The organism is Devosia sp. A449, assembly GCF_054489375.1.
In genome coordinates this window covers 1,016,272-1,035,799 of sequence record NZ_JBTMWU010000001.1, presented here as the reverse complement: position 1 = coordinate 1,035,799, position 19,528 = coordinate 1,016,272, and the positions used below count along the sequence as shown (strand labels likewise).

Sequence of the window (19,528 nt, the reverse complement as noted above, 5' to 3'; positions counted from 1 at the left end):
CCGGCGGCGCTGCCATAGTCTTCTCTAGGAACCACGCTTGGGAGGGCGAGGCATGGGAGACGACGGAAAACTGCAGCTGTATATCCCGGCGCCGACGACCCGGCCCGGCGATAGACCTGACTTCAGCCATATCCATATTCCGCCGGCAGGCCTCGTGGCGCGCCCGGAGCCGCTGACCGATCACGACGCAATGCGGGAGCTGCCGTTCCAATTGGTCCGGGTGCTGGATGACAGCGGCGCGGCGGTCGGGCCGTGGGCGCCGGAGATCGCGCCGGAGACGCTGTTGGCCGGGCTGCGCGCCATGCTGCTGACGCGGGTGTTCGATGAGCGACTGTTTCGGGCGCAGCGGCAGGGCAAGACCAGCTTTTACATGAAGTCGACCGGCGAAGAGGCCATTGCCGTGGCGCAGGCGCTGGTGGCGGGCGCGGGCGATATGAGCTTTCCCACCTATCGCTATCTCGGCTGGCTGATGGCGCGCAACTATCCGCTCGACGCGCTGGTGAACCAGATTTTCTCCAATGCCAAGGACCCGCTGCAGGGCAGGCAACTGCCGATCCTCTATTCGGCGCGGGAATATGGGTTTTATTCGCTCTCGGGCAATCTCGGCAGCCGCTATGGACATGCCGTCGGCTGGGCCATGGCCTCGGCCTATAGAGGCGACGACAAGATCGCCATCGGCCATGTCGGCGACGGCACCACTGCCGAGGGCGACTTCCACGAAGCGCTGACTTTTGCCAGTGTCTATCGCGCGCCGGTCATTCTCTGCGTCACCAACAATCAATGGGCGATTTCCAGCTTTTCCGGACTGGCCGGCGCGGACAGCACCACTTTTGCTTCGAAAGCCATCGGCTATGGCCTGCCGGGATTGCTGGTCGACGGCAATGATTTCCTCGCGGTGTGGGCGGCCACGCAATGGGCGGCCGAGCGGGCGCGGCGCAATGGCGGGGCGACGCTGATCGAGTTTTTTACCTACCGCGCCAGCGGACACTCGACCAGCGACGACCCCAGCAAATATCGGCCCGTCGACGAGGCCGAGCATTGGCCGCTGGGCGATCCGATCGAGCGCCTGCGCCAGCATCTGAACCTAACCGGCCATTGGGACGACGCCCGCCATGAGGCGCTGCTGGCTGAACTCGACCAGACGGTGCGCGAGGCGGTGAAACAGGGCGAGGCCATTGGCACGCTGGGCCATGGCAAGCCGCATTTGGGCGAAATGTTCGAGGGCGTGTTCAAGGAACCCGACTGGCGCATTCTCGAACAACGCCGCGAATTGGGGATCTGAGCATGGCCGAAATGAGTATGATCCAGGCGCTCAACGATGCTCTCGATGTCATGCTGACGCGCGATCCCGATGTGCTGATCTTCGGCGAAGATGTCGGCTATTTCGGCGGCGTGTTCCGCGTGACCGACAATCTGCAGGCCCGGCATGGGGTGACGCGCTGTTTCGATACGCCGATTTCGGAAGGCGGCATTGTCGCCACCGCCATCGGCATGGGCGCCTATGGGCTGCGGCCGGTGGTGGAAATCCAGTTCGCCGACTACATCCTGCCGGCCTTTGACCAATTGGTGTCGGAAGCGGCGCGGCTGCGCTATCGCTCCAATGGGGATTTCTGGGCGCCGATTACCGTGCGCTCACCCTATGGCGGCGGCATTTTTGGCGGCCAGACGCATAGCCAGAGCCCGGAGGCGCTGTTCGCGCATGTGACCGGGCTCAAGACCGTTATCCCGTCCAATCCCTATGACGCCAAGGGGCTGCTGATCGCCTCCATCGAATGCGATGATCCGGTGATCTTTCTCGAGCCCAAGCGCATCTATAACGGCCCGTTCGACGGCCATCATGACCAGCAGCTCAAATCCTGGGCGGGACACCCCGCCGCCGAGGTGCCGGAGGGCTATTACAGCGTACCGCTGGGCAAGGCCGCCACCTTGCGCGAAGGCCGGGAGGTCACCGTGCTGGCCTATGGCACCATGGTGCATGTGGCGCAGGCGGCGATTGCCGAAACCGGGATCGACGCCGAATTGATCGACCTGCGCTCCATCGTGCCGCTGGATATCGAAGCGATCACGGAATCGGTGCGCAAGACCGGAAGATGCCTCATCGTGCATGAAGCCTCACGCTTTGCCGGCTTTGGCGCGGAGCTGTCGGCGCTGGTGCAGGAGCGGTGCTTTTATCATCTCAAAAGCCCCATCGAACGGCTAGGGGGCTGGGACACGCCCTATCCGCATGCCTTCGAGTGGGATTATTTCCCCGGTCCCGCCCGGGTCGCCAAGGCCCTGCGGCGTTGCATGGAGGAACCGGCATGAGCAATTTCCTGTTCCGACTGCCCGACATTGGCGAAGGGGTGACCGAGGCCGAAATCACCGGCTGGTATGTCAAGCCGGGCGACACAATCGCCGAGGATCAATCACTGGTCGATGTAATGACCGACAAGGCGACGGTCGACATGACCTCGCCGGTGGCGGGCGTGGTGCTGGCGATCCATGGCGCCGTTGGTGACATGGTGCCGGTGGGCAGCGTGTTGGTTGAAATCGAGACCGAAGCCGGGGAAGCGGTCGGGCCAAGCGTAGCGGCAACACCAGTCCTGTCTGCCCCTGCCCCCGCTGCTGAGCCGGTCGCGCCAATCGCGGTGACGCCGAACGCGGCAGAAGCCCCCACGAACGCCGCGCCGCTGGCGGCGCCGGCGACGCGACGGCGGGCCGCCGAATTGGGGATTGCGCTGGAAGCGGTACGCGGCAGCGGCGCCCATGGCATCATTACCGCGCAGGATATCGAGCGGCATGCGGCGCAGTCTGCTCCCTCGGCCGGCATCACCGAAATCAAGATTACCGGGTTGCGCCGCAAGATTGCCGAACGGATGGCAGAGGCGACGCGCCGCATTCCCCATTTCAGCTATGTCGAGGAATTCGACATGACGGTGCTGGAAGACTTACGGGCGCGGCTCAATGGCGAACGCGGCGAGACCCGGCCCAAGCTGACGCTGCTGCCGTTTTTCATGCGCGCCCTGGTGAAATTGCGGACGGAATTTCCGTCGGTCAATGCGCGTTACGATGACGAAGCGGGCGTGTTGCAGCAACACGACGCGGTGCATATCGGCATTGCCACGCAGACCGCAGCTGGACTGATGGTGCCGGTGGTGCGCCATGCCGAGACGTTGGACCTCTGGGGGTTGGCGCGCGAACTGAGTCGCGTCACCACCGCCGCGCGCGATGGCAGCGCCACACGTGAGGAATTGTCGGGCTCGACCATTACCCTGACCAGCCTGGGCGCGTTGGGCGGCATTGCCGCCACCCCGATCATCAACGCGCCAGAAGTCGCTATTATCGGTCCCAACAAGCTGGTGCAGCGGCCGGTGGTGCTGGAGGGGCAGATCGTCATTCGCCAGATGATGAATCTGTCGTCGTCCTTCGATCACCGCATCATTGATGGTCACGAGGCGGCGCGTTTCGTGCAAGGCTTGAAACGGCTGATCGAGCAGCCGGCCCTGTTGTTCATCGAAATGCCGAAACAGGAGACGCGCCATGAGTGATCTGACTTCCGGTTTCGAGTTTGCGCTGGGCGAGAATGCGGACATGATCCGCGAAGCCACGCACCGCTTTGCCGATGAGCGCATCGCGCCGCTGGCGGCTGCCATCGATGCGGAGGACCGTTTCCCCATGGAACTGTGGCCCGAAATGGGGGCGCTGGGGCTGCATGGCATTACCGTGGAAGAAGAGTTTGGCGGGCTGGGACTGGGCTATCTCGAACATGTGGTGGCCATTGAGGAAGTGTCGCGGGCCAGCGCCTCGGTCGGGCTGTCTTACGGCGCGCATTCCAATCTCTGCGTCAACCAGATCCGCCGCTGGGGCAATGCGGCGCAGAAGCAGAAATATTTGCCGGGACTGATTTCGGGCGACCATGTCGGGGCGCTGGCGATGTCGGAGGCCGATGCCGGCTCGGACGTGGTGGGGATGAAGCTGCGGGCCGACCGCAAGGGCGATCATTATGTGCTCAACGGCACCAAATTCTGGATCACCAATGCCGCCTATGCGCAGACGCTGGTGGTCTATGCCCGCACGGCGCAAGATGCCGGCTCCAAAGGGCTGACGGCCTTCATCATCGACAAGGATATGAAGGGCTTTGCGGTGGGCCAGCATATCGAGAAAATGGGGATGCGCGGCAGTCCGACCGGGGAGCTGGTGTTTAGGGACTGCGTCGTCCCGATCGAGAATGTGATGGGGCCGGAAAATGGCGGCGTGGCGGTGCTGATGTCGGGGCTGGATTATGAGCGGACGGTGCTGGCGGGCATTCAGCTCGGCATCATGCAGGCGTGTCTCGACGTGGTGCTGCCCTTTGTGCGCGAACGCCACCAGTTCGGCAAAGCCATCGGTTCGTTCCAGCTGATCCAGGCCAAGGTGGCCGATATGTATGTGTCACTGAATTCGGCGCGAGCCTATGTCTATGCCGTGGCGCGGGCCTGCGACGCGGGGCAGATGGCGCGGGCCGATGCGGCTGGGGCCATTCTTTATGCCAGCGAAAACGCGGTGCGGGTCAGCCTTGAGGCGATCCAGGCGTTGGGCGGGGCCGGCTATACCAAGGACTGGCCGGTGGAGCGTTTCATGCGCGATGCCAAATTGCTCGATATCGGGGCCGGCACCAATGAAATCCGCCGCATGCTGATCGGCCGCGAACTAATCGGGAAGACCGCATGAGCGCACCGGTCATTGTCAGCACGGTCTCAACCAGCGACGCGGTGTTTCAGCGGCGGCAGGCGCATCATCTGGCGTTGCGTGACGAGCTGGCGGCGCGGGTGGCAAAGGCGGCTTTGGGCGGCACCGAGGCCTCGCGGCAACGGCATGTGGCGCGGGGCAAATTGTTGCCGCGCGACCGGGTGGAGGCGCTGCTCGATCCCGGCTCACCGTTTCTCGAAATCGGCCAGCTTGCCGCCAATGGGCTTTATGGCGATGCGGTGCCGGGCGCGGGGATGATTGCCGGCATCGGACGGGTCAGCGGTCGGCAGGTGATGATCGCCTGCAATGACGCTACCGTCAAAGGCGGCACCTATTATCCGATGACGGTGAAGAAGCATTTGCGGGCGCAGGAAATCGCCGAGGCCAATCGCCTGCCCTGCATCTATCTGGTGGATTCGGGCGGCGCCAACCTGCCGCATCAGGCCGAAGTGTTTCCCGACCGCGACCATTTCGGGCGCATCTTTTTCAATCAGGCCAATATGTCGGCGCAGGGCATTGCCCAGCTCGCCTGCGTGATGGGGAGCTGTACGGCGGGTGGCGCCTATGTGCCGGCGATGTCGGACGAGTCGATCATCGTGCGCGATCAGGGGACAATCTTTCTGGCGGGACCGCCGCTGGTCAAGGCGGCGACCGGCGAGGAAATCGACGCGGAAAGCCTGGGTGGCGGCGATCTGCATGCGCGCAAATCCGGCGTGGTCGACCATCTGGCCGATAGCGACGAACATGCCCTGACCATGCTGCGCGATATCGTCTCGACGCTACCGGCCGACCATGTGCCCGATGTCGAATTGCGCGAGCCGGTGGCGCCGCTTTATGCGCCGGAGAGCATTTATGGGGTGATTCCCGAGGATGGGCGGACCGCCTATGACGTGCGCGAAATCATTGCGCGGATCGTCGATGGCAGTGAATTTCACGAATTCAAGGCGCTGTATGGCGCGACGCTGGTCTGCGGCTTTGCCTGTATTTGGGGGATGCCGGTCGCCATTCTGGCCAATAATGGCGTGCTGTATTCGGAAAGCGCGCTCAAGGGCGCGCATTTCATCGAGCTGGCCTGTCAGCGTGGCATTCCGCTGCTGTTTTTGCAGAATATTTCCGGCTTCATGGTCGGGGGGCGCTATGAGGCCGAGGGCATTGCCAAGCATGGCGCCAAGCTGGTGACGGCAGTGGCGACGGCGCAGGTGCCCAAGATCACCGTGCTGATTGGCGGCAGTTTCGGGGCGGGCAATTACGGTATGGCCGGACGGGCCTACTCGCCGCGCTTCCTGTTTTCGTGGCCGAATAGCCGGATTTCGGTGATGGGCGGCGAGCAGGCGGCGTCGGTGCTGGCGACGGTCAATGCCGATGCGGCGAACTGGTCGGCCGAGCAACTGGAGGCGTTCAAGGAGCCGATCCGCGCCAAATATGAGGCCGAGGGCAATCCCTGGTACGCCACGGCACGGCTGTGGGACGATGGAGTGATCGATCCGGCGCAGACGCGCGACGTGCTGGGGCTGGCTTTTGCCGCGACGCTCAATGCCCCCTTCCCCAGACAGGCGCGCTTCGGCGTGTTCCGGATGTGAGCACCATGATCGGATCGCTGCTGATCGCCAATCGCGGAGAGATCGCCTGCCGCATCATGCGGACCGCCAAGCGCTTGGGCGTGCGGACCATTGCGGTTTATTCCGACGCCGATGCGGGGGCGCTGCATGTGCGGCTGGCGGATCAGGCCATCCATATTGGCGCAGCGCCGGCGCGGGATAGCTATCTCGATGGCGGCAAGATCATCGCTGCTGCAAGAGAGGCGGGAGCCCAGGCGATCCATCCCGGCTGTGGGTTTCTGTCGGAGAATGCTGCGTTTGCGCAGGCGGTGCTGGATGCGGAGCTGATCTGGGTTGGCCCACCGCCGCAGGCGATTGCTGCGATGGGGGGCAAGGACGCCGCCAAGTTGCTGATGCAGCAGGCCGGGGTGGCGACGACGCCGGGCTATATCGGGGATGATCAATCGGCGGAGCGGCTCGCCAGCGAAGCCGCGCTGATCGGCTATCCAGTGCTGATCAAGGCGGTGGCGGGCGGCGGCGGCAAAGGCATGCGGCGGGTCGAGCAGCCAGAAGACTTCGCCGAGGCGCTCGGCTCGTGCCAGCGCGAGGCGGCAGCGGCGTTTGGCAATGACATCGTGCTGCTGGAAAAATGGATCGATAATCCGCGCCATATCGAGGTGCAGGTGTTTGGCGACAGTCATGGGCAGGTGGTGCATCTGTTCGAGCGCGATTGCAGCATGCAGCGCCGGCATCAGAAGGTGATCGAGGAAGCGCCGGCGCCGGGCATGGACGCAGCGACGCGGGAGGCGATTTGCACCGCGGCGGTGAAAGCGGCCAAGGCAGTGGGCTATGTCGGGGCGGGGACGATTGAGTTCATCGCCGACGCCAGCGCCGGGCTGCGCGCTGACCGCATCTGGTTCATGGAAATGAACACCCGTCTGCAGGTGGAACATCCGGTGACCGAGGCCATTACCGGGCAGGATTTGGTGGAATGGCAATTGCGCGTCGCCAGCGGCGAAGCCCTGCCCAAGCAGCAGCACGAATTGACCATCACTGGCTGGGCCATCGAGGCGCGGCTGTATTCGGAAGACCCGGCCAAGGGATTTTTGCCGTCGGTGGGGCTGCTGGAGCAGTTCAGCTTTTCTCAGGACCAGGTTCGCGTCGATGCGGGCGTGGAAGCCGGCGACACGATCAGCCCCTATTACGACCCGATGATTGCCAAGCTGATTGCGCATGCGCCGGACCGGGCCAGCGCCATCGCAACGCTGCGGCAGGCGCTGGATCAGGGCGTGGTGGGGCCGCTGGCGAGCAATGCCGGGTTTTTATGTCGCCTGCTGGGTCATGCCGATTTTGACGCCGCAAGGCTGGATACCGGGCTGATTGCGCGCGAGATCGAGACGCTGACCCAGATACCGGCCCCGAGCGAAGAGGCACTGCGCCAAGCGGCGGATCAGTTGTTGGGGCCACTCGGCAATACGCCATGGACGGTGCGGTCCGGCTTCCGGCTGAACGCCGCGCCGGTGCGTGGCGCCAGACTGATGGACCAGTTCGACCGCCCCTATACGGTGGAGACTGATGGGCTGGTGGGCCGTGCCCAGCCGCAGCCCAGCCATGAGCTGCATGAGGGCGGCGAGCGCTTCAGGCTGCGCCTGCACCGGACGGATGCCGGGACACATTTACACGCTTCGGATGGTTTGCTCACCTCGCCGATGTCGGGACGGGTCATTGCGGTTCTGGTCCAGCAGGGCCAGCCTGTGCGCAAGGGACAGACGCTGGTGGTGGTGGAAGCCATGAAGATGGAGCTGGCGGTGACGGCGCCGTTCGACGGGACGGTGAACGAGATTGGCGCTGTGGAAGGCGCGCAGGTGGATGAGGGTTCCATGCTGGTGCGTTTGATCGGCGATGAGGAGAGCGAGCATGGCCGGAAAATACTATGACCAATGGGCCGTCGGCGATGTGATCGAGCATGCGGTGCGGCGCACGGTCACCGAGACCGACAATCTGCTGTTCACCGTGATGACGCACAATACCCAGCCGCTGCATCTCGATGCCGAGGCGGCGAAGGCCAGCGAATTCGGCCAGATCATCGTCAATGGCACCTTCACCTTTGCGCTGATGATCGGCTTGAGCGTCAGCGACACCACGCTGGGCACGCTGGTGGCCAATCTGGGCTACGACAAGGTCGTAATGCCCAAGCCGGTGTTTATCGGCGATACGCTACGCTGCCAATCCGAGGTGGTTGAGCTGCGCAACAGCCAGTCGCGCCCGGAAGCCGGCATCGTCACCTTTGCCCATCGGCTGACCAATCAGAGCGGCCAGATCGTCTGCCAATGCCTGCGCATGGCGATGCTCAGCCGGACACCGCTATGAGATTGCGCTCGCTGCTATTTGTGCCGGGCGACCGGCCCGAACGCTTCGCCAAGGCGGCAGCGAGCGGGGCCGACGCGCTGATTTTGGACCTCGAAGACTCGGTGGTGCCCGAGCGCAAGGCAGCGGCCCGCGCGGCGGTGGCGGCGTTTATAGGCGAGCACAACGAGCTACCCTGCCTGGTGCGGGTCAACCCGCTGGATAGCGCGGATATCGACCTCGATGTTGCAGCGATAGCGGGACGCGCCGATGGCATTGTCTTGCCGAAAGCCGAGGGCGCGGCATCGATCAGCGAGTTTTTCCGGCGTTACGGCGAAGTGGTGGGCCAAACCCGGTTGCTGCCTATCGCCACCGAAACACCGGCTGCGATCTTCCAGTTGGGGAGTTACGCGTCGGTGACCGAGCATCTGCTGGGGCTAACCTGGGGGGCGGAAGACCTGCCGGCGGCGATCGGAGCCATTTCAGCGCGGCTGGCCGATGGCAGCTACACACCGCCCATCGAATTGGTGCGCTCGCTGACGCTGTTCGGGGCCCATGCCGCCCAAGTTCAGGCCATCGAAACGGTCTATCCGGCGCTGGACGATCTGGAGGGGCTGGCCCGCTATGTTGAGCGCGCCCGCCGGGATGGTTTTGGCGGCATGATGGCGATCCATCCGCGCCAAATCCCCATCATCAATGCCGGCTTTACCCCCGATGCGCAGCAGATCGCGCATGCCAGGGCGGTCATCGCCGCGTTCGCCGCCAATCCGGACGCCGGCGCGCTGCGGCTGGATAATCGGATGATCGACCGCCCGCATCTGCTGCAGGCCCGTCGCCTGCTCGCACTGGCCGGTGAAAAACTGGATTGATGGCGTAAGCCGTCAGTCCATCATAGGCGCGCCTTGGTCGAGCGCGGGGTGGCGAGCAGCAGCGAGGTCTCGCTGCCGGTAATGCCGGGCACCAGCCTTACCTTGCGCAGCACCACGTCGAACTGGGTCAGGCTTTCGGTGGCGAGTTCCACGACCAGATCCCAGCGGCCATTGGTGGTGTGAATGGCCACCACTTCGGGAAAGCCCCCCAGCGTCCGCACCACCTTGTCGGCCGCATGGCCTTCGACATCCACCATCATGACGCCGCGCACCTGCTGGTCCAGCGCGTCGGCGCGCAGGATTACGGTGTAGCCCAGAATATCGCCCTGACGTTCCAGCCGCTCGAGGCGGGCGCGCACCGTGGCCCGCGAGACCCCCAGATCAATCGCCAGATTGGAGATCGAGCAGCGCCCGTCATGGCGGAGCAGCGTCACCAGCTTCTCGTCCAGATTGTCCATATCACCCACTTTGGAACCTCCTACCGCCGAAATGATAGGTCATTGTCGGAGAATTGCCAATTCAGACTGTTCATTCCGCCAGCCGGTTGCGCTTGGTTAGTGAGCAAGCAAAGGGAGGCCAATGATGCGCTGCAGAATACTCGGTGTGCCGGTGCAGGATGGCGCCGGACGCATGGGCTGCGAGATGGGGCCGAGCGCGCTGCGCACGGCGGGCCTTGTCAGCACGCTGGAGGCGCTTGGGCATATTGTCGAGGATATCGGCACGGTGCAGCGCAGCGCAGCACGCCCGCTGGTGCACAGCAATCCGGCGCTCAAGGCGCTGCCCGAAATCTCCAACTGGGTCGCTTCCATTGCCGCTGCCGCCTATCAGGCGGCCGATGACGCCATGCCGATCTTCCTCGGCGGCGATCATTCCATTTCGGCGGGGACACTGTCCGGGCTGGCGCGGCGGGCAGCGGAAAGCGGGCGCCCGCTCTTCGTGCTCTGGCTCGACGCCCATGCCGATTTCCACACGCTCGACAGCAGCGCCAGTGGCAATCTGCATGGCGTGCCGCTGGCCTATGGTGCCGGGCGGCCGGGGTTCGCCGGCTATTTCCCCGACCTGCCGGTCGCCGTCGAGCCGTCGCGCATCTGCATCCTGGGCTTGCGCAGCATTGATCCGGCCGAGCGCCAGGCGCTGGCCGAGGTGAATGTCGTCGTGCACGACATGCGGGAAATCGATGAATATGGCATCGCGCCGCTGCTGCGCGCTTTCCTCAAGCGCGTGGCCGACGAGAACGGGCTGCTCCATGTCAGCCTTGATGTCGATTTCCTCGATCCGTCCATCGCGCCTGCCGTCGGCACCTGTGTTCCCGGCGGCGCCACGTTTCGGGAGGCACATATGGTCATGGAGATGCTCTCGGACAGCCATCTGGTGAGCAGCCTTGACCTCGTCGAACTCAACCCGTTCCTCGATGAGCGCGGCCGCACCGCCATCCTCATGGTCGATCTGACGGCCAGCCTGATGGGCCGCCGTATCATGGATCGCCAGACCTGGAGCCCGGCCCCATGACCGCCCCTTCCCGCCTCGCCGTGGTGCCTTTTGTCAGCGTCGACTCGATGATGAAGCTGGTGCTTGGCATCGGCTTCGAGCGTTTTCTCACTGAACTCGTCAGTTATATCGAGGACGATTTCCGTCGCTGGGAGCAGTTCGACAAGACGCCGCGCGTCGCCTCGCACAGCCCGGACGGCGTGATCGAGCTGATGCCGACCAGCGACGCCCAGCTCTACAGCTTCAAATATGTCAACGGCCACCCCAAGAACATGCGCGAGGGCCGCCAGACGGTGACGGCTTTCGGCATGTTGGCCGATGTCGGTTCGGGCTATCCGCTGCTGCTGTCGGAAATGACCATCCTGACCGCCTTGCGCACCGCCGCAACCTCAGTGGTGGCAGCGAAATATCTGGCGCCGCAGGGCGCCCGCACCATGGCCATTATTGGCAATGGCGCGCAGTCCGAGTTCCAGGCACTGGCCTTCAAGGCCGTGCTCGGCATCGACCGGCTGCGCCTCTATGACATCGACCGCGCCGCGTCGCTCAAATGCCAGGGGAATTTGGCCGGCATGGGCTTTGATATCACCATCTGCGACAGCGGGCAGGAAGCGGTGGAGGGCGCCGAGATCATCACCACCATCACTGCCGACAAGCAATGCGCGACCATCCTTACCGACAACATGATCGGGCCCGGCATCCATATCAACGCTGTCGGCGGCGACTGCCCCGGCAAGACCGAGCTGCATCGGGACATTCTGCTGCGCTCCGACATCTTCGTGGAATTCGCGCCGCAGACCCGTATCGAGGGCGAAATCCAGCAACTGGCGCAAGACCATCCGGTCACCGAACTCTGGCAGGTTGTGGGCGGCACGGTGCCGGGCCGGGCCAGTGGCAAGCAGATCACGCTGTTCGATTCCGTGGGCTTCGCCATCGAAGACTTTTCAGCGCTGCGCTATGTGCGCGATCAGCTTGTCGACAGCGGCCACTACAACGAACTCGACCTGCTCGCCGACCCCAATGAGCCGCGCGATCTATTCGGTATGTTGCTCCGGGCGCAGGAACCGGCCTGATACAGCCGGATTATTCGCCGCGCGGCAGGGCCGTGTAGACGCGGGCGACGAACTGGTGGAACTCGGCCATGTAGTTGCGCAGGAACTCCTTGGTGCTGTCATTGTTCACCTCGCCCTCGGCGGTAATCAGGCCGGGGGTGAAATGGATATAGGCCTCCGGCGCGTTCATCTGCGGCGAGTTGGAAAAGCTGAGTACGCTGCGCAGATTTTGCTGCGCCACCGCCGTACCGATGGAGCCGATCGAGGCGCCGATCACCGCCGAGGGCTTGCGGGTGAAGGCATTCTGGCCCCAGGGCCGGCTGGCCCAGTCGATGGCGTTTTTGAGACCGCCGGGGATCGAGCGGTTATATTCCGGGGTCACGAACAGCACCGCATCGACATCGGCGATGGCCTGCTTGAAGGCCCGGGCGACGGGCGGATAGTCCGCGTCATAATCATAGCTGTAGAGCGGTAGGTCGCGGAACGGGATTTCGCTCATGATGAACCCAGGATGCGCCAGCCGCACCAGCGCCATGGCCAGCTTGCGGTTGATAGAGGCAGTGGCAAGGCTGCCTACGAAGTAGCCGACTTTGAACGTGGTCATGGGGCTCTCCTCCGGCGCAATGATTGCGTCGGAGCAATAACGTCGGCGGCCCCAAAATCGATCCTGCCGCAATGGCGGAATGGATCGATGGGGGCCGCTATTATTGCGCCTTACCAGCGCTCGAGACCGAGCAGTTTCTGGCCCAGCGGCGAGAGAACCGCCGTCGTGGCATTGTGCTTTTCCCATTCGCGTGGATCGCCGGGAAAGGCGTCCCGCTTGGGATGGTCCAGCTCACGCCAAAGCCGGATGCGTTCCTGGCGTTCGGCGTCATTGTCCCACTCTGCGGGGTGCATCGAGACATATTGCGCCATGCGCACCCGACCATCCGAATGGTTGGGGCGGACGCCATGGGCCAACAGCGAATTGAAGATCATCAGGTCGCCCGGTTCCAGATCGACATTGACGACGCTGAGGCCCGTCATATCCGGATGCATCGGATCGCGATCCCCAGGCTGGGTCTGCACCCACTCATCGAAATGCTCGAACAGATAGGGCACGCACTGGAAGCCGCCGACATCGCCATCCTGCTTTTGCAGGCTCAGCACGGCCTGCACGCCGATTGGCGGCGGCTGAATCGAGGTGTCCACATCCCAATGGATGAAGCCATTGGGATTGCCCTTGACCAGCTTGGGTGGATTGAGGTTGGCGCGATCAATGGTGACCCACAAATCTTCGCGGTCCCAGATGTCGACGAAGACGTCGTAGATGCGCGGCTCCATACGGTTGTCCCACAAGAACTGGTGATTGTAGATCTCCAGCATGCCGGTATTGTTGAGCTCCTTCATCTTGTGCTCGCGGCGCTGCGGCGCGTACCAGGTGGTGGAGTCGTTCGGATCTTTCTCGTCAAATTTCCAGAGCAGCTCGGCAAGACGCTCGACCCTGGCCGCAGGCACCGCGCCCCGGACAATGACATAGCCCTTCGTGGTCCAATGCGCCCAGTCGGCCTTCGACAGCACACGCAGCGGCAAGGTCTTCTGGATATCCTTGAGCTGGATCGTGGCGGCGGTGGTTGGATGGCTGTCGCGCTTGAGTGTGGTGGCGGTCTGCATGTCGGTCTCCCATTCTGCCCTCCCTGAATATCAGGTGATGCAGCCAGAATACCGACGCCAACCGCGCCATGTTGTTGGAGCTTGGCCAGCTATGATACTATTCTGGCGTACCAACGCTGGATCGGGGCGCCATGCGGCCAGTTCGAGAACATCTGACCCAACCGCCCGACGCGTCCTGGAGCATGCTCAACCGCCGGCTGGACGATGCAATTCCGTTCACTTGGCACCATCATCCCGAATTTGAGCTGACGCTGACGCTCAATTCGCGCGGCCAGCGCTTCGTCGGCGATCATGTGGGCAGCTATGAGCATGGCGATCTGGTGCTGGTCGGCCCCAATTTGCCGCATACCTGGGCGTCGCGCGAGAAGATCGACCCGGCTGAGCCGCATGTCGCGCTGGTGTTCTGGTTCCGCAAGGAATGGCTGGAAGGGCTGATCGGCGACACGGTGGAATTCCGCCCCATTGAGCGGCTGATCGCTCAGGCCGCCGGCGGATTGGCCTTTGGCGATGGGCTGGGCCAGATGCTGGCCGAGGACTTCGCGGCGATCTATGCGCGCCCTCCCGCCCGGCGACTTATCGGACTGCTGGAGATCCTGCTGCAGCTCGCCAATGCGACTGAGATCAAGCCGCTCTCGACCACCGCGCCGCAGCCGGTGGAGGGCAGCCGCCTGCGTATCGACCGGGTGCTGCTGCATCTGCACCAGCATTATCCCGAACCGCTCCGCCTGACCGAGCTGGCCGAAATTGCCGCCTTGAGCCTGTCCGGCCTGCACCGCATGTTCCGCAAGCACACCCAGCTCAGCATCTCGGATTATCTGATCGGATTGCGGGTTGGGGAGGCCTGTTCGCGGCTGTCGAGCACCGACCAGGCGATCCAGCATATCGCTGCGGATGTGGGCTATGCCTCGCTGGCCAATTTCAATCGGCAGTTCCGGCGGCTGCGGGGCATGTCGCCGCGCCAATATCGCGCATCCTTTGCCAAATGAGCGGCTTATTCGCATGAAGACCGCGCCATCGACTTTTGCCTGACCGGGCGCTAAGCTTTTGGACGTTTAGCTTAGACCATGAACGCCGGGCTGCGGTGGCGATTTGGCTAATAACGGGAGGAACCCCCAATGAACCCCGACACTCACTTTCCCACAAAGCGCCGCATGCTGGCGGCAGGCCTGGTTGCCAGTGGCTGGCTTGGGCTGTCGATGTTGGCGTTTGGCGTTGACGTGACCTCGCCCACCAGCGCGGCCATGGCGCCGGCTCCGGCGCGGATCCATGTTGCCCAGGCCGCTGCTGCGCCGGCCGAACATCCGGTCTCCTACGCGACTGACCAGGCTGATCGTGGCCAGACCAATTTCACCAAATATTGCGTGGAGTGTCACGGCGAAGACCTCAGGGGCGGACTGCTGGGCGGGGCGCCGTTGCGCGGCCTGAGCTTTGAGGAAAAATACGTGACCGACATGCCGGCCGGGATGTTGTTTGAGGTCATGAGCGCCACGATGCCGCCCGATGCGCCGGGCCGGTTTTCGCCCACTGCCTATGCCGATCTGATGGCCTATATTCTCAAGCGGAACGGCTTCCAGTCGGGTGCGCCCCTGCCCTCGGATGTGGATGCACTTTACGAACTGACCATGGAGAAGTGATCGCCAGCGGGCGCGGCTCTCCTGTTGCAGCGAGGCGCGCGTGATTGGCTCGGAACTGACCCTGCAATTGCTGGCGTTGCGGCTGTTTGCCGGACTGCTCATCGTCACGGTGCAGGGCGCCACCATCGCCGCCGTGGCGGTGCTGCTCGGCGATAAGGGGCCACGCTATGACGGCCGGCTGACGCTGCTGCCGTTCGGCCATGTCGATCTTTTGGGTTTGGCTGCGCTGGTGCTGTCCGGCTTTGGCTGGAGCCGGCCCGTGGCGATCGAGTGTGCCCAGCTGCGGTTCGGGCGCTGGGGGCTGGTGATTGCGGCGTTGGCCAGCAGCGCCGTACTGCTTGCCCTTGGCTCGCTGATCCTGCTGCTGACCATTCCCCTGCTGACGCAACTGCCTTACGCGGCGGGCGTGACGGCGGCGGCGTTCGTGCGGGTCACCGCCCGGCTCTGTGTCTGGATGGCGATCTTCACCCTGTTGCCGGTGCCGCCGCTGGTCGGCGCGCATGTGCTGGCGGCCTTGGGAATTCAACTACCACGTTCGGTGGGCATGGTGATCGGCTGGGCTCTGCTGGTGGCTTCGATATTGGGGATCACCAGAATGGTGCTGCTGCCAGTTTACATGTTCGTCGCCCCGCTGATCATCGGCGTCGAGCTCGCCATCTAGTCGATCGGCGTCGCCCCGTAGCGGTCCAGGATAGCGGCGATGCTGCCATCGGCCGCCAGCGCGACGAAGGCCTCGTCGATAGCCCGTTTGAGGGTGATGTCGCCCTTCCACAATCCGAACGCCAGATGGTAACGGGCGAGTGCGGGGGAGGCCCAGCTGACGCTCCAGCCATGCGCATCCGCCAAAGTCGCCGCCAGCATTGCCTCGGTCACGCCGGCGTCGAACGCGCCGGACGTTATGCCGGCGACCAGCGCATCGGGGCTAGCGACGACGCGTGCCGTGGCGCCCTCGGCGCGCAGGAAACTGGCCAGCGCGATGCGGTCGAGCCCCGAAACCAGGGCCAGCGCCCCGACATTGCGCCCAGCCAGCGAGGCAAGCGGCGTCGGCGAGAGCACGGCCCAGCCGGTATCGGCATAGGAGGGCCCGGTTTCGAGAAACGAGCGGGTCTGCGCCGAATCCACCACGCCACCGGCGATCACCTGACACTGGGCGCGGTTGAGGTTCCAATTGCGCGGATTGAAGTCGCGCCCCATGGCGTTGTTCTCATATAGCGCCAGCGACACGCCGATGCGCGCGGCCACCGCCTGCAGCAGTTCAATGTCGATGCCGGGCCGCTCCGGGTCGCCGGTGACCAGCGGCGGATAGAGGGGCGGCACGCAGGCCTTCAGCATGGCGCTGTTGCGCACCTCGGACAGCGAGGTGTCCGGCGGCAGCAGGGCGACCGCAAACAGCAGTGCCAGAATGAGGCCGATGCCCCCGAAATCGCGCAGCAGCCGCCGGAACAGGGTCATCGACGCCTCACGCCCGGCGGAAGTCATAGAGCGCGATGGCGAACAGCACCGCCCCCGAGACCGCCATGACCGTGATCCCGATCCAGGGGGAAAACTGGTGGTAATTGATCAGCGCGCCGCGCAGCGCATCCACCGCATAGGTCAGCGGGTTCCATTCGACGATGGTCACCAGCCAGTCCGGATAGACCACCCTTGTCTGAGCGCGCGACAAAGCCGGATCGAGCGGAAAGATCGAGCTGGAGGTGAAATACAGCGGCAGGATCACCGCGTTGGAGAAGATGCCAAAACCCTCGAAACTGCGGATGCGGTTGGCGATCACCACGCCGAGACAGGTGAGCGAAAAAGCCAGCATGGTCATCAGACCCAGCGCCGTCAGGATTTGGCTCGGGGTCAGCGGCACATCGGCAAAGCGCGCCAGGATCAGCGCGAGGCAGCCATGCAGGACGGCGACCGTGGTGCCGCCCAAAATCTTGCCGAGCAGCACCGTGCCGCGCGACAGAGGCGAGACCAGCACCTCGCGGAGAAAGCCGAATTCGCGATCCCAGATCACCGAGACGGCCGATTGCACCGAGGTGAACATGATGTTGAGCGCGATGACGGCCGGGAAGATGAACTGCAGATAGGTGAAGGGCACGACAAAGCTGACCTCGCCATAGACCTCGCCGCGAAAATACGGATTGAGCCCGATGCCCAGGATCAGCACCCACAGGATGGGACGGCTGACCCCGCCGATCAGCTGGCCACGGTCGCGCATGGCGCGCATGACCTCCCGCAGCCATAACCCGTAAAGCCCACCCAATTGCACCAGCAACCAGTGGCGGCGCGAGGCCGGGGGCGTAGCAGCGGAAATGCTCATCTGGTGTGTTCTCCTCCCCGGCGGCCAAAGGCGGCGGTGCGCTCGCGGACATCGGCGGCCCGGTCACGCAATTCGCGTCCGGTCAGCGACAGGAACGCCGATTCAAGGCTGGGCACCTCATTGGAAAGCGCCAGCACGCGGGTGCCGAAGGCCGCCAGGAAGGTTTCGACAAACGCCTCGTCGGAATTGAGCACGATCTCGGGACCGGCCTGCCGCAGCACCCGGTCGGGGAAACGCACGAGGATTTCAGCGCCGTCCTGCTCGGTCCGGGGCGTCACCCGCAGTAATTGCTGGCCATGGGCGTGGCGCAAGGCGGTGGGCGTGTCGATGGCGAGCAGCTTGCCATTGTCGATGATGCAGACCCGGTCGCAGTTCTCGACTTCCTCGATATAGTGGGTGGTGATCACCACGGTGAGCCCACGCTCTGCCTGCAGGCGACGCAGATAGCTCCAGATCCGCTCGCGGGTCTGTGCATCCAGCCCGACAGTGGGCTCATCGAGCAGCAGAATCTCGGAATCATGGATCAGCGCGCGGGCGATTTCGAGCCGCCGCTTCATCCCCGAGGACAGGGTGCGGGCGGTCTTGTCGGCCCAATCGGTCAGCTCGACCAGCGCCAGCATTTCCTCGATGCGCTGGCGGCGCAGGCGCCGGGGCACGCCGAACACCAGACCGTGCAGATTGAGATTCTCCCGCACCGTCAGCCGATCATCGAGGCTGGGTTCCTGAAACACGATGCCCAACCGGCTGCGGGCGGCTAGCGGCGCGCGCAGCACGTCGTGGCCGGCGATCTCGGCGGTGCCGCTGTCGGGCCTGAGAATGGTGGAGAGGATATGCATGAGCGTCGTCTTGCCGGCGCCATTGGGCCCCAGCAGCGCAAACAATTCGCGCTCGCGAACCTCGAAACTGACCGCGTCCAAGGCCAAAGTGCGCCCGTAACGCTTGGACACGGCGTCGACGCGAATGGCGGGGCGGAGCGGCGCGGTGGGTGGTGGTGTGTCTGGCATCATGGGGCTGCGGTGGCGGGGAATGCGAAGCTATCGAGGATACCCGTCAGGGTGCCATCGGCGCTAAGCGCCGCAATGGCCTGGTCGACGGCGTTGCGGAGGAAGGTGCTGTTGGCCAGGGCAATGGCGCCCACCCCCAGTCTGGTCGGCGGCAGCGGTGTCGAGTCGATGATGTGAAACTTGGCGTATTCGGGGTCCTGGCGCTGCTTGGCCCACAGGCTGGGTGCCCAGACCAGCGCGACATCGACACTGCCGGCGAGCAAAGCCTCGAGGGCCATGTCATTGTTGCCATAGGGATAGGTCGGCCAGCGTTTTTCGGCCGGCAGTGCCGTCAGATAAGAGACTAGGCGGAGATGGGCCAGACTGCCCATCGTCGCGCCGATCGGCCGCGCCGGCGCCAGCTCGGCGAGCTGGTGAATGTCGGGGTCGGCGGCGACATAGACATATTGGGTTTCATAATAAGCCCGGGTCAGGGTGAGCCAGCTCTCATAGCCCTCGGGGATCAGCTTGAAGCCCATATAGATGTCGCAATGCTGCCGCATCACGGCATAGACCTTGGTGATGTCCTCGCTGATGAGGTTGCTTTCGACCACATAGCGCTGCGGTTCGAGCAGCAATGCTGCGGCGATGGCGTCGGCGATTTCGCCGGCTACCTCCCAATCGGGATCGCGGTGATCGATGCAGTAGCGGAGCTGGGATTCATCCAGCCGCCGGCCAAAGTTCCACTGGCCATCGGCAAAGGGGATGTCGAAGAATTCCGGCTGCTGGGCCGAAGCGGGTGACAATGCGGCCCCTGGGACCGCCAATGCGAGGATCAGAAGCGGACCCGCCAGGCGTAAAAACGTGGAGGCAACGCTCAAGACCAGACCTCATTGATAGACCCGGACGGCACCGGAAATTCCGGCCCGTCCGGGCAGTTGGCAGGGCGCTCG

Annotated in this window: 19 protein-coding genes and 1 pseudogene; 13 read left to right on the top strand and 7 right to left on the bottom strand. The window is 64.0% G+C overall.

Features of this window, described 5'->3' with window-relative positions:
• Positions 1–52: 52 nt before the first annotated feature.
• The 8 genes and pseudogenes from ACX3OW_RS04980 to ACX3OW_RS04945 all read left to right on the top strand — a co-directional run bounded on the left by ACX3OW_RS04980 (position 53) and on the right by ACX3OW_RS04945 (position 9,460).
• The gene (locus ACX3OW_RS04980; RefSeq protein WP_459094617.1) at positions 53–1,282 is read left to right on the top strand and encodes a thiamine pyrophosphate-dependent enzyme; all 1,230 of its coding nucleotides are present in this window, start codon (positions 53–55) and stop codon (positions 1,280–1,282) included.
• Positions 1,283–1,284: 2 nt separating this feature from the next.
• Positions 1,285–2,304 carry an alpha-ketoacid dehydrogenase subunit beta gene (locus ACX3OW_RS04975; protein ID WP_459094616.1) on the top strand — a complete coding sequence of 340 codons (1,020 nt, stop codon included), beginning with the start codon at positions 1,285–1,287 and terminating at the stop codon, positions 2,302–2,304.
• A complete protein-coding gene (locus ACX3OW_RS04970) occupies positions 2,301–3,527 on the top strand; it encodes a dihydrolipoamide acetyltransferase family protein (protein ID WP_459094615.1) in 1,227 nt (408 codons plus the stop codon). Before ACX3OW_RS04975 ends, ACX3OW_RS04970 begins: the two co-directional genes overlap by 4 nt.
• Positions 3,520–4,689, top strand: a complete 1,170-nt coding sequence (locus ACX3OW_RS04965) for an isovaleryl-CoA dehydrogenase (protein ID WP_459094614.1) — start codon at positions 3,520–3,522, stop codon at positions 4,687–4,689. The genes ACX3OW_RS04970 and ACX3OW_RS04965 overlap by 8 nt, the downstream gene beginning before the upstream one ends.
• Positions 4,690–4,763: 74 nt before the next feature.
• Positions 4,764–6,287 (top strand): annotated as a pseudogene (locus tag ACX3OW_RS04960) (carboxyl transferase domain-containing protein); the annotation flags it as partial.
• Between the two features lie 5 nt (positions 6,288–6,292).
• A complete protein-coding gene (locus ACX3OW_RS04955; RefSeq protein ID WP_459094613.1) occupies positions 6,293–8,182 on the top strand; it encodes an acetyl/propionyl/methylcrotonyl-CoA carboxylase subunit alpha in 1,890 nt (629 codons plus the stop codon).
• Entirely contained in the window at positions 8,163–8,615 is a 453-nt protein-coding gene (locus ACX3OW_RS04950; protein WP_459094612.1) for a MaoC family dehydratase, read from the top strand. The genes ACX3OW_RS04955 and ACX3OW_RS04950 overlap by 20 nt, the downstream gene beginning before the upstream one ends.
• A complete protein-coding gene (locus tag ACX3OW_RS04945) occupies positions 8,612–9,460 on the top strand; it encodes an HpcH/HpaI aldolase/citrate lyase family protein (RefSeq protein WP_459094611.1) in 849 nt (282 codons plus the stop codon). The genes ACX3OW_RS04950 and ACX3OW_RS04945 overlap by 4 nt, the downstream gene beginning before the upstream one ends.
• A 20-nt stretch (positions 9,461–9,480) precedes the next feature.
• Here ACX3OW_RS04945 and ACX3OW_RS04940 read toward each other — a convergent pair whose 3' ends face one another.
• The gene (locus tag ACX3OW_RS04940; protein ID WP_459094807.1) at positions 9,481–9,918 is read right to left on the bottom strand and encodes an Lrp/AsnC family transcriptional regulator; all 438 of its coding nucleotides are present in this window, start codon (positions 9,916–9,918) and stop codon (positions 9,481–9,483) included.
• Positions 9,919–10,042: 124 nt separating this feature from the next.
• On the opposite strand from ACX3OW_RS04940, the gene rocF reads away from it, so the two are divergent.
• Both rocF and ACX3OW_RS04930 read left to right on the top strand, forming a co-directional pair.
• Complete coding sequence (rocF, locus tag ACX3OW_RS04935; RefSeq protein ID WP_459094806.1) at positions 10,043–10,969, top strand: arginase; 927 nt, start codon at positions 10,043–10,045, stop codon at positions 10,967–10,969.
• Positions 10,966–12,018, top strand: a complete 1,053-nt coding sequence (locus tag ACX3OW_RS04930; RefSeq protein WP_459094610.1) for an ornithine cyclodeaminase — start codon at positions 10,966–10,968, stop codon at positions 12,016–12,018. The genes rocF and ACX3OW_RS04930 overlap by 4 nt, the downstream gene beginning before the upstream one ends.
• A gap of 10 nt (positions 12,019–12,028) precedes the next feature.
• On the opposite strand, the gene ACX3OW_RS04925 is transcribed toward ACX3OW_RS04930, so the two are convergent.
• Together ACX3OW_RS04925 and ACX3OW_RS04920 are read right to left on the bottom strand one after the other, a co-directional pair.
• Positions 12,029–12,601, bottom strand: a complete 573-nt coding sequence (locus ACX3OW_RS04925) for an NADPH-dependent FMN reductase (RefSeq protein WP_459094609.1) — start codon at positions 12,599–12,601, stop codon at positions 12,029–12,031.
• Between the two features lie 110 nt (positions 12,602–12,711).
• Positions 12,712–13,650: a phytanoyl-CoA dioxygenase family protein gene (locus ACX3OW_RS04920; RefSeq protein WP_459094608.1), complete on the bottom strand. Its 939-nt coding sequence runs from the start codon at positions 13,648–13,650 to the stop codon at positions 12,712–12,714.
• A gap of 131 nt (positions 13,651–13,781) precedes the next feature.
• On the opposite strand from ACX3OW_RS04920, the gene ACX3OW_RS04915 reads away from it, so the two are divergent.
• The 3 genes from ACX3OW_RS04915 to ACX3OW_RS04905 all read left to right on the top strand — a co-directional run bounded on the left by ACX3OW_RS04915 (position 13,782) and on the right by ACX3OW_RS04905 (position 15,945).
• Complete coding sequence (locus ACX3OW_RS04915; RefSeq protein WP_459094607.1) at positions 13,782–14,636, top strand: helix-turn-helix domain-containing protein; 855 nt, start codon at positions 13,782–13,784, stop codon at positions 14,634–14,636.
• 129 nt (positions 14,637–14,765) lie between these two features.
• The gene (locus tag ACX3OW_RS04910; RefSeq protein WP_459094606.1) at positions 14,766–15,284 is read left to right on the top strand and encodes a c-type cytochrome; all 519 of its coding nucleotides are present in this window, start codon (positions 14,766–14,768) and stop codon (positions 15,282–15,284) included.
• Between the two features lie 40 nt (positions 15,285–15,324).
• Positions 15,325–15,945: a zinc metalloprotease gene (locus tag ACX3OW_RS04905; RefSeq protein ID WP_459094605.1), complete on the top strand. Its 621-nt coding sequence runs from the start codon at positions 15,325–15,327 to the stop codon at positions 15,943–15,945.
• On the opposite strand, the gene ACX3OW_RS04900 is transcribed toward ACX3OW_RS04905, so the two are convergent.
• The 4 genes from ACX3OW_RS04900 to ACX3OW_RS04885 are packed head-to-tail and all read right to left on the bottom strand — an operon-like array spanning position 15,942 to position 19,381.
• Complete coding sequence (locus ACX3OW_RS04900) at positions 15,942–16,736, bottom strand: substrate-binding periplasmic protein (protein WP_459094604.1); 795 nt, start codon at positions 16,734–16,736, stop codon at positions 15,942–15,944. The two genes, ACX3OW_RS04905 and ACX3OW_RS04900, sit on opposite strands and share 4 nt — an antisense overlap.
• A gap of 7 nt (positions 16,737–16,743) precedes the next feature.
• Positions 16,744–17,592, bottom strand: a complete 849-nt coding sequence (locus ACX3OW_RS04895; RefSeq protein WP_459094603.1) for an ABC transporter permease — start codon at positions 17,590–17,592, stop codon at positions 16,744–16,746.
• A complete protein-coding gene (locus ACX3OW_RS04890) occupies positions 17,589–18,599 on the bottom strand; it encodes an ABC transporter ATP-binding protein (RefSeq protein ID WP_459094602.1) in 1,011 nt (336 codons plus the stop codon). The genes ACX3OW_RS04895 and ACX3OW_RS04890 overlap by 4 nt, the downstream gene beginning before the upstream one ends.
• Positions 18,596–19,381 (bottom strand): substrate-binding periplasmic protein, encoded by a 786-nt coding sequence (locus tag ACX3OW_RS04885; protein ID WP_459094601.1) that lies wholly within the window; start codon positions 19,379–19,381, stop codon positions 18,596–18,598. Before ACX3OW_RS04885 ends, ACX3OW_RS04890 begins: the two co-directional genes overlap by 4 nt.
• Between the last annotated feature and the right edge of the window lie 147 nt (positions 19,382–19,528).

Excerpts from the sequence above, each read along its gene's own strand:
- ACX3OW_RS04945 (WP_459094611.1), top strand. The coding sequence starts at position 8,612 with ATGAGATTGCGCTCGCTGCTATTTGTGCCGGGCGACCGGCCCGAACGC.
- ACX3OW_RS04920 (WP_459094608.1), bottom strand. The coding sequence starts at position 13,650 with ATGCAGACCGCCACCACACTCAAGCGCGACAGCCATCCAACCACCGCC.
- ACX3OW_RS04975 (WP_459094616.1), top strand. The coding sequence starts at position 1,285 with ATGGCCGAAATGAGTATGATCCAGGCGCTCAACGATGCTCTCGATGTC.
- ACX3OW_RS04915 (WP_459094607.1), top strand. The coding sequence starts at position 13,782 with ATGCGGCCAGTTCGAGAACATCTGACCCAACCGCCCGACGCGTCCTGG.
- ACX3OW_RS04910 (WP_459094606.1), top strand. The coding sequence starts at position 14,766 with ATGAACCCCGACACTCACTTTCCCACAAAGCGCCGCATGCTGGCGGCA.
- ACX3OW_RS04980 (WP_459094617.1), top strand. The coding sequence starts at position 53 with ATGGGAGACGACGGAAAACTGCAGCTGTATATCCCGGCGCCGACGACC.
- ACX3OW_RS04950 (WP_459094612.1), top strand. The coding sequence starts at position 8,163 with ATGGCCGGAAAATACTATGACCAATGGGCCGTCGGCGATGTGATCGAG.
- ACX3OW_RS04930 (WP_459094610.1), top strand. The coding sequence starts at position 10,966 with ATGACCGCCCCTTCCCGCCTCGCCGTGGTGCCTTTTGTCAGCGTCGAC.
- ACX3OW_RS04900 (WP_459094604.1), bottom strand. The coding sequence starts at position 16,736 with ATGACCCTGTTCCGGCGGCTGCTGCGCGATTTCGGGGGCATCGGCCTC.
- ACX3OW_RS04895 (WP_459094603.1), bottom strand. The coding sequence starts at position 17,592 with ATGAGCATTTCCGCTGCTACGCCCCCGGCCTCGCGCCGCCACTGGTTG.
- ACX3OW_RS04940 (WP_459094807.1), bottom strand. The coding sequence starts at position 9,918 with ATGGACAATCTGGACGAGAAGCTGGTGACGCTGCTCCGCCATGACGGG.
- ACX3OW_RS04890 (WP_459094602.1), bottom strand. The coding sequence starts at position 18,599 with ATGATGCCAGACACACCACCACCCACCGCGCCGCTCCGCCCCGCCATT.
- ACX3OW_RS04965 (WP_459094614.1), top strand. The coding sequence starts at position 3,520 with ATGAGTGATCTGACTTCCGGTTTCGAGTTTGCGCTGGGCGAGAATGCG.
- ACX3OW_RS04970 (WP_459094615.1), top strand. The coding sequence starts at position 2,301 with ATGAGCAATTTCCTGTTCCGACTGCCCGACATTGGCGAAGGGGTGACC.
- ACX3OW_RS04955 (WP_459094613.1), top strand. The coding sequence starts at position 6,293 with ATGATCGGATCGCTGCTGATCGCCAATCGCGGAGAGATCGCCTGCCGC.
- ACX3OW_RS04925 (WP_459094609.1), bottom strand. The coding sequence starts at position 12,601 with ATGACCACGTTCAAAGTCGGCTACTTCGTAGGCAGCCTTGCCACTGCC.
- rocF (WP_459094806.1), top strand. The coding sequence starts at position 10,043 with ATGCGCTGCAGAATACTCGGTGTGCCGGTGCAGGATGGCGCCGGACGC.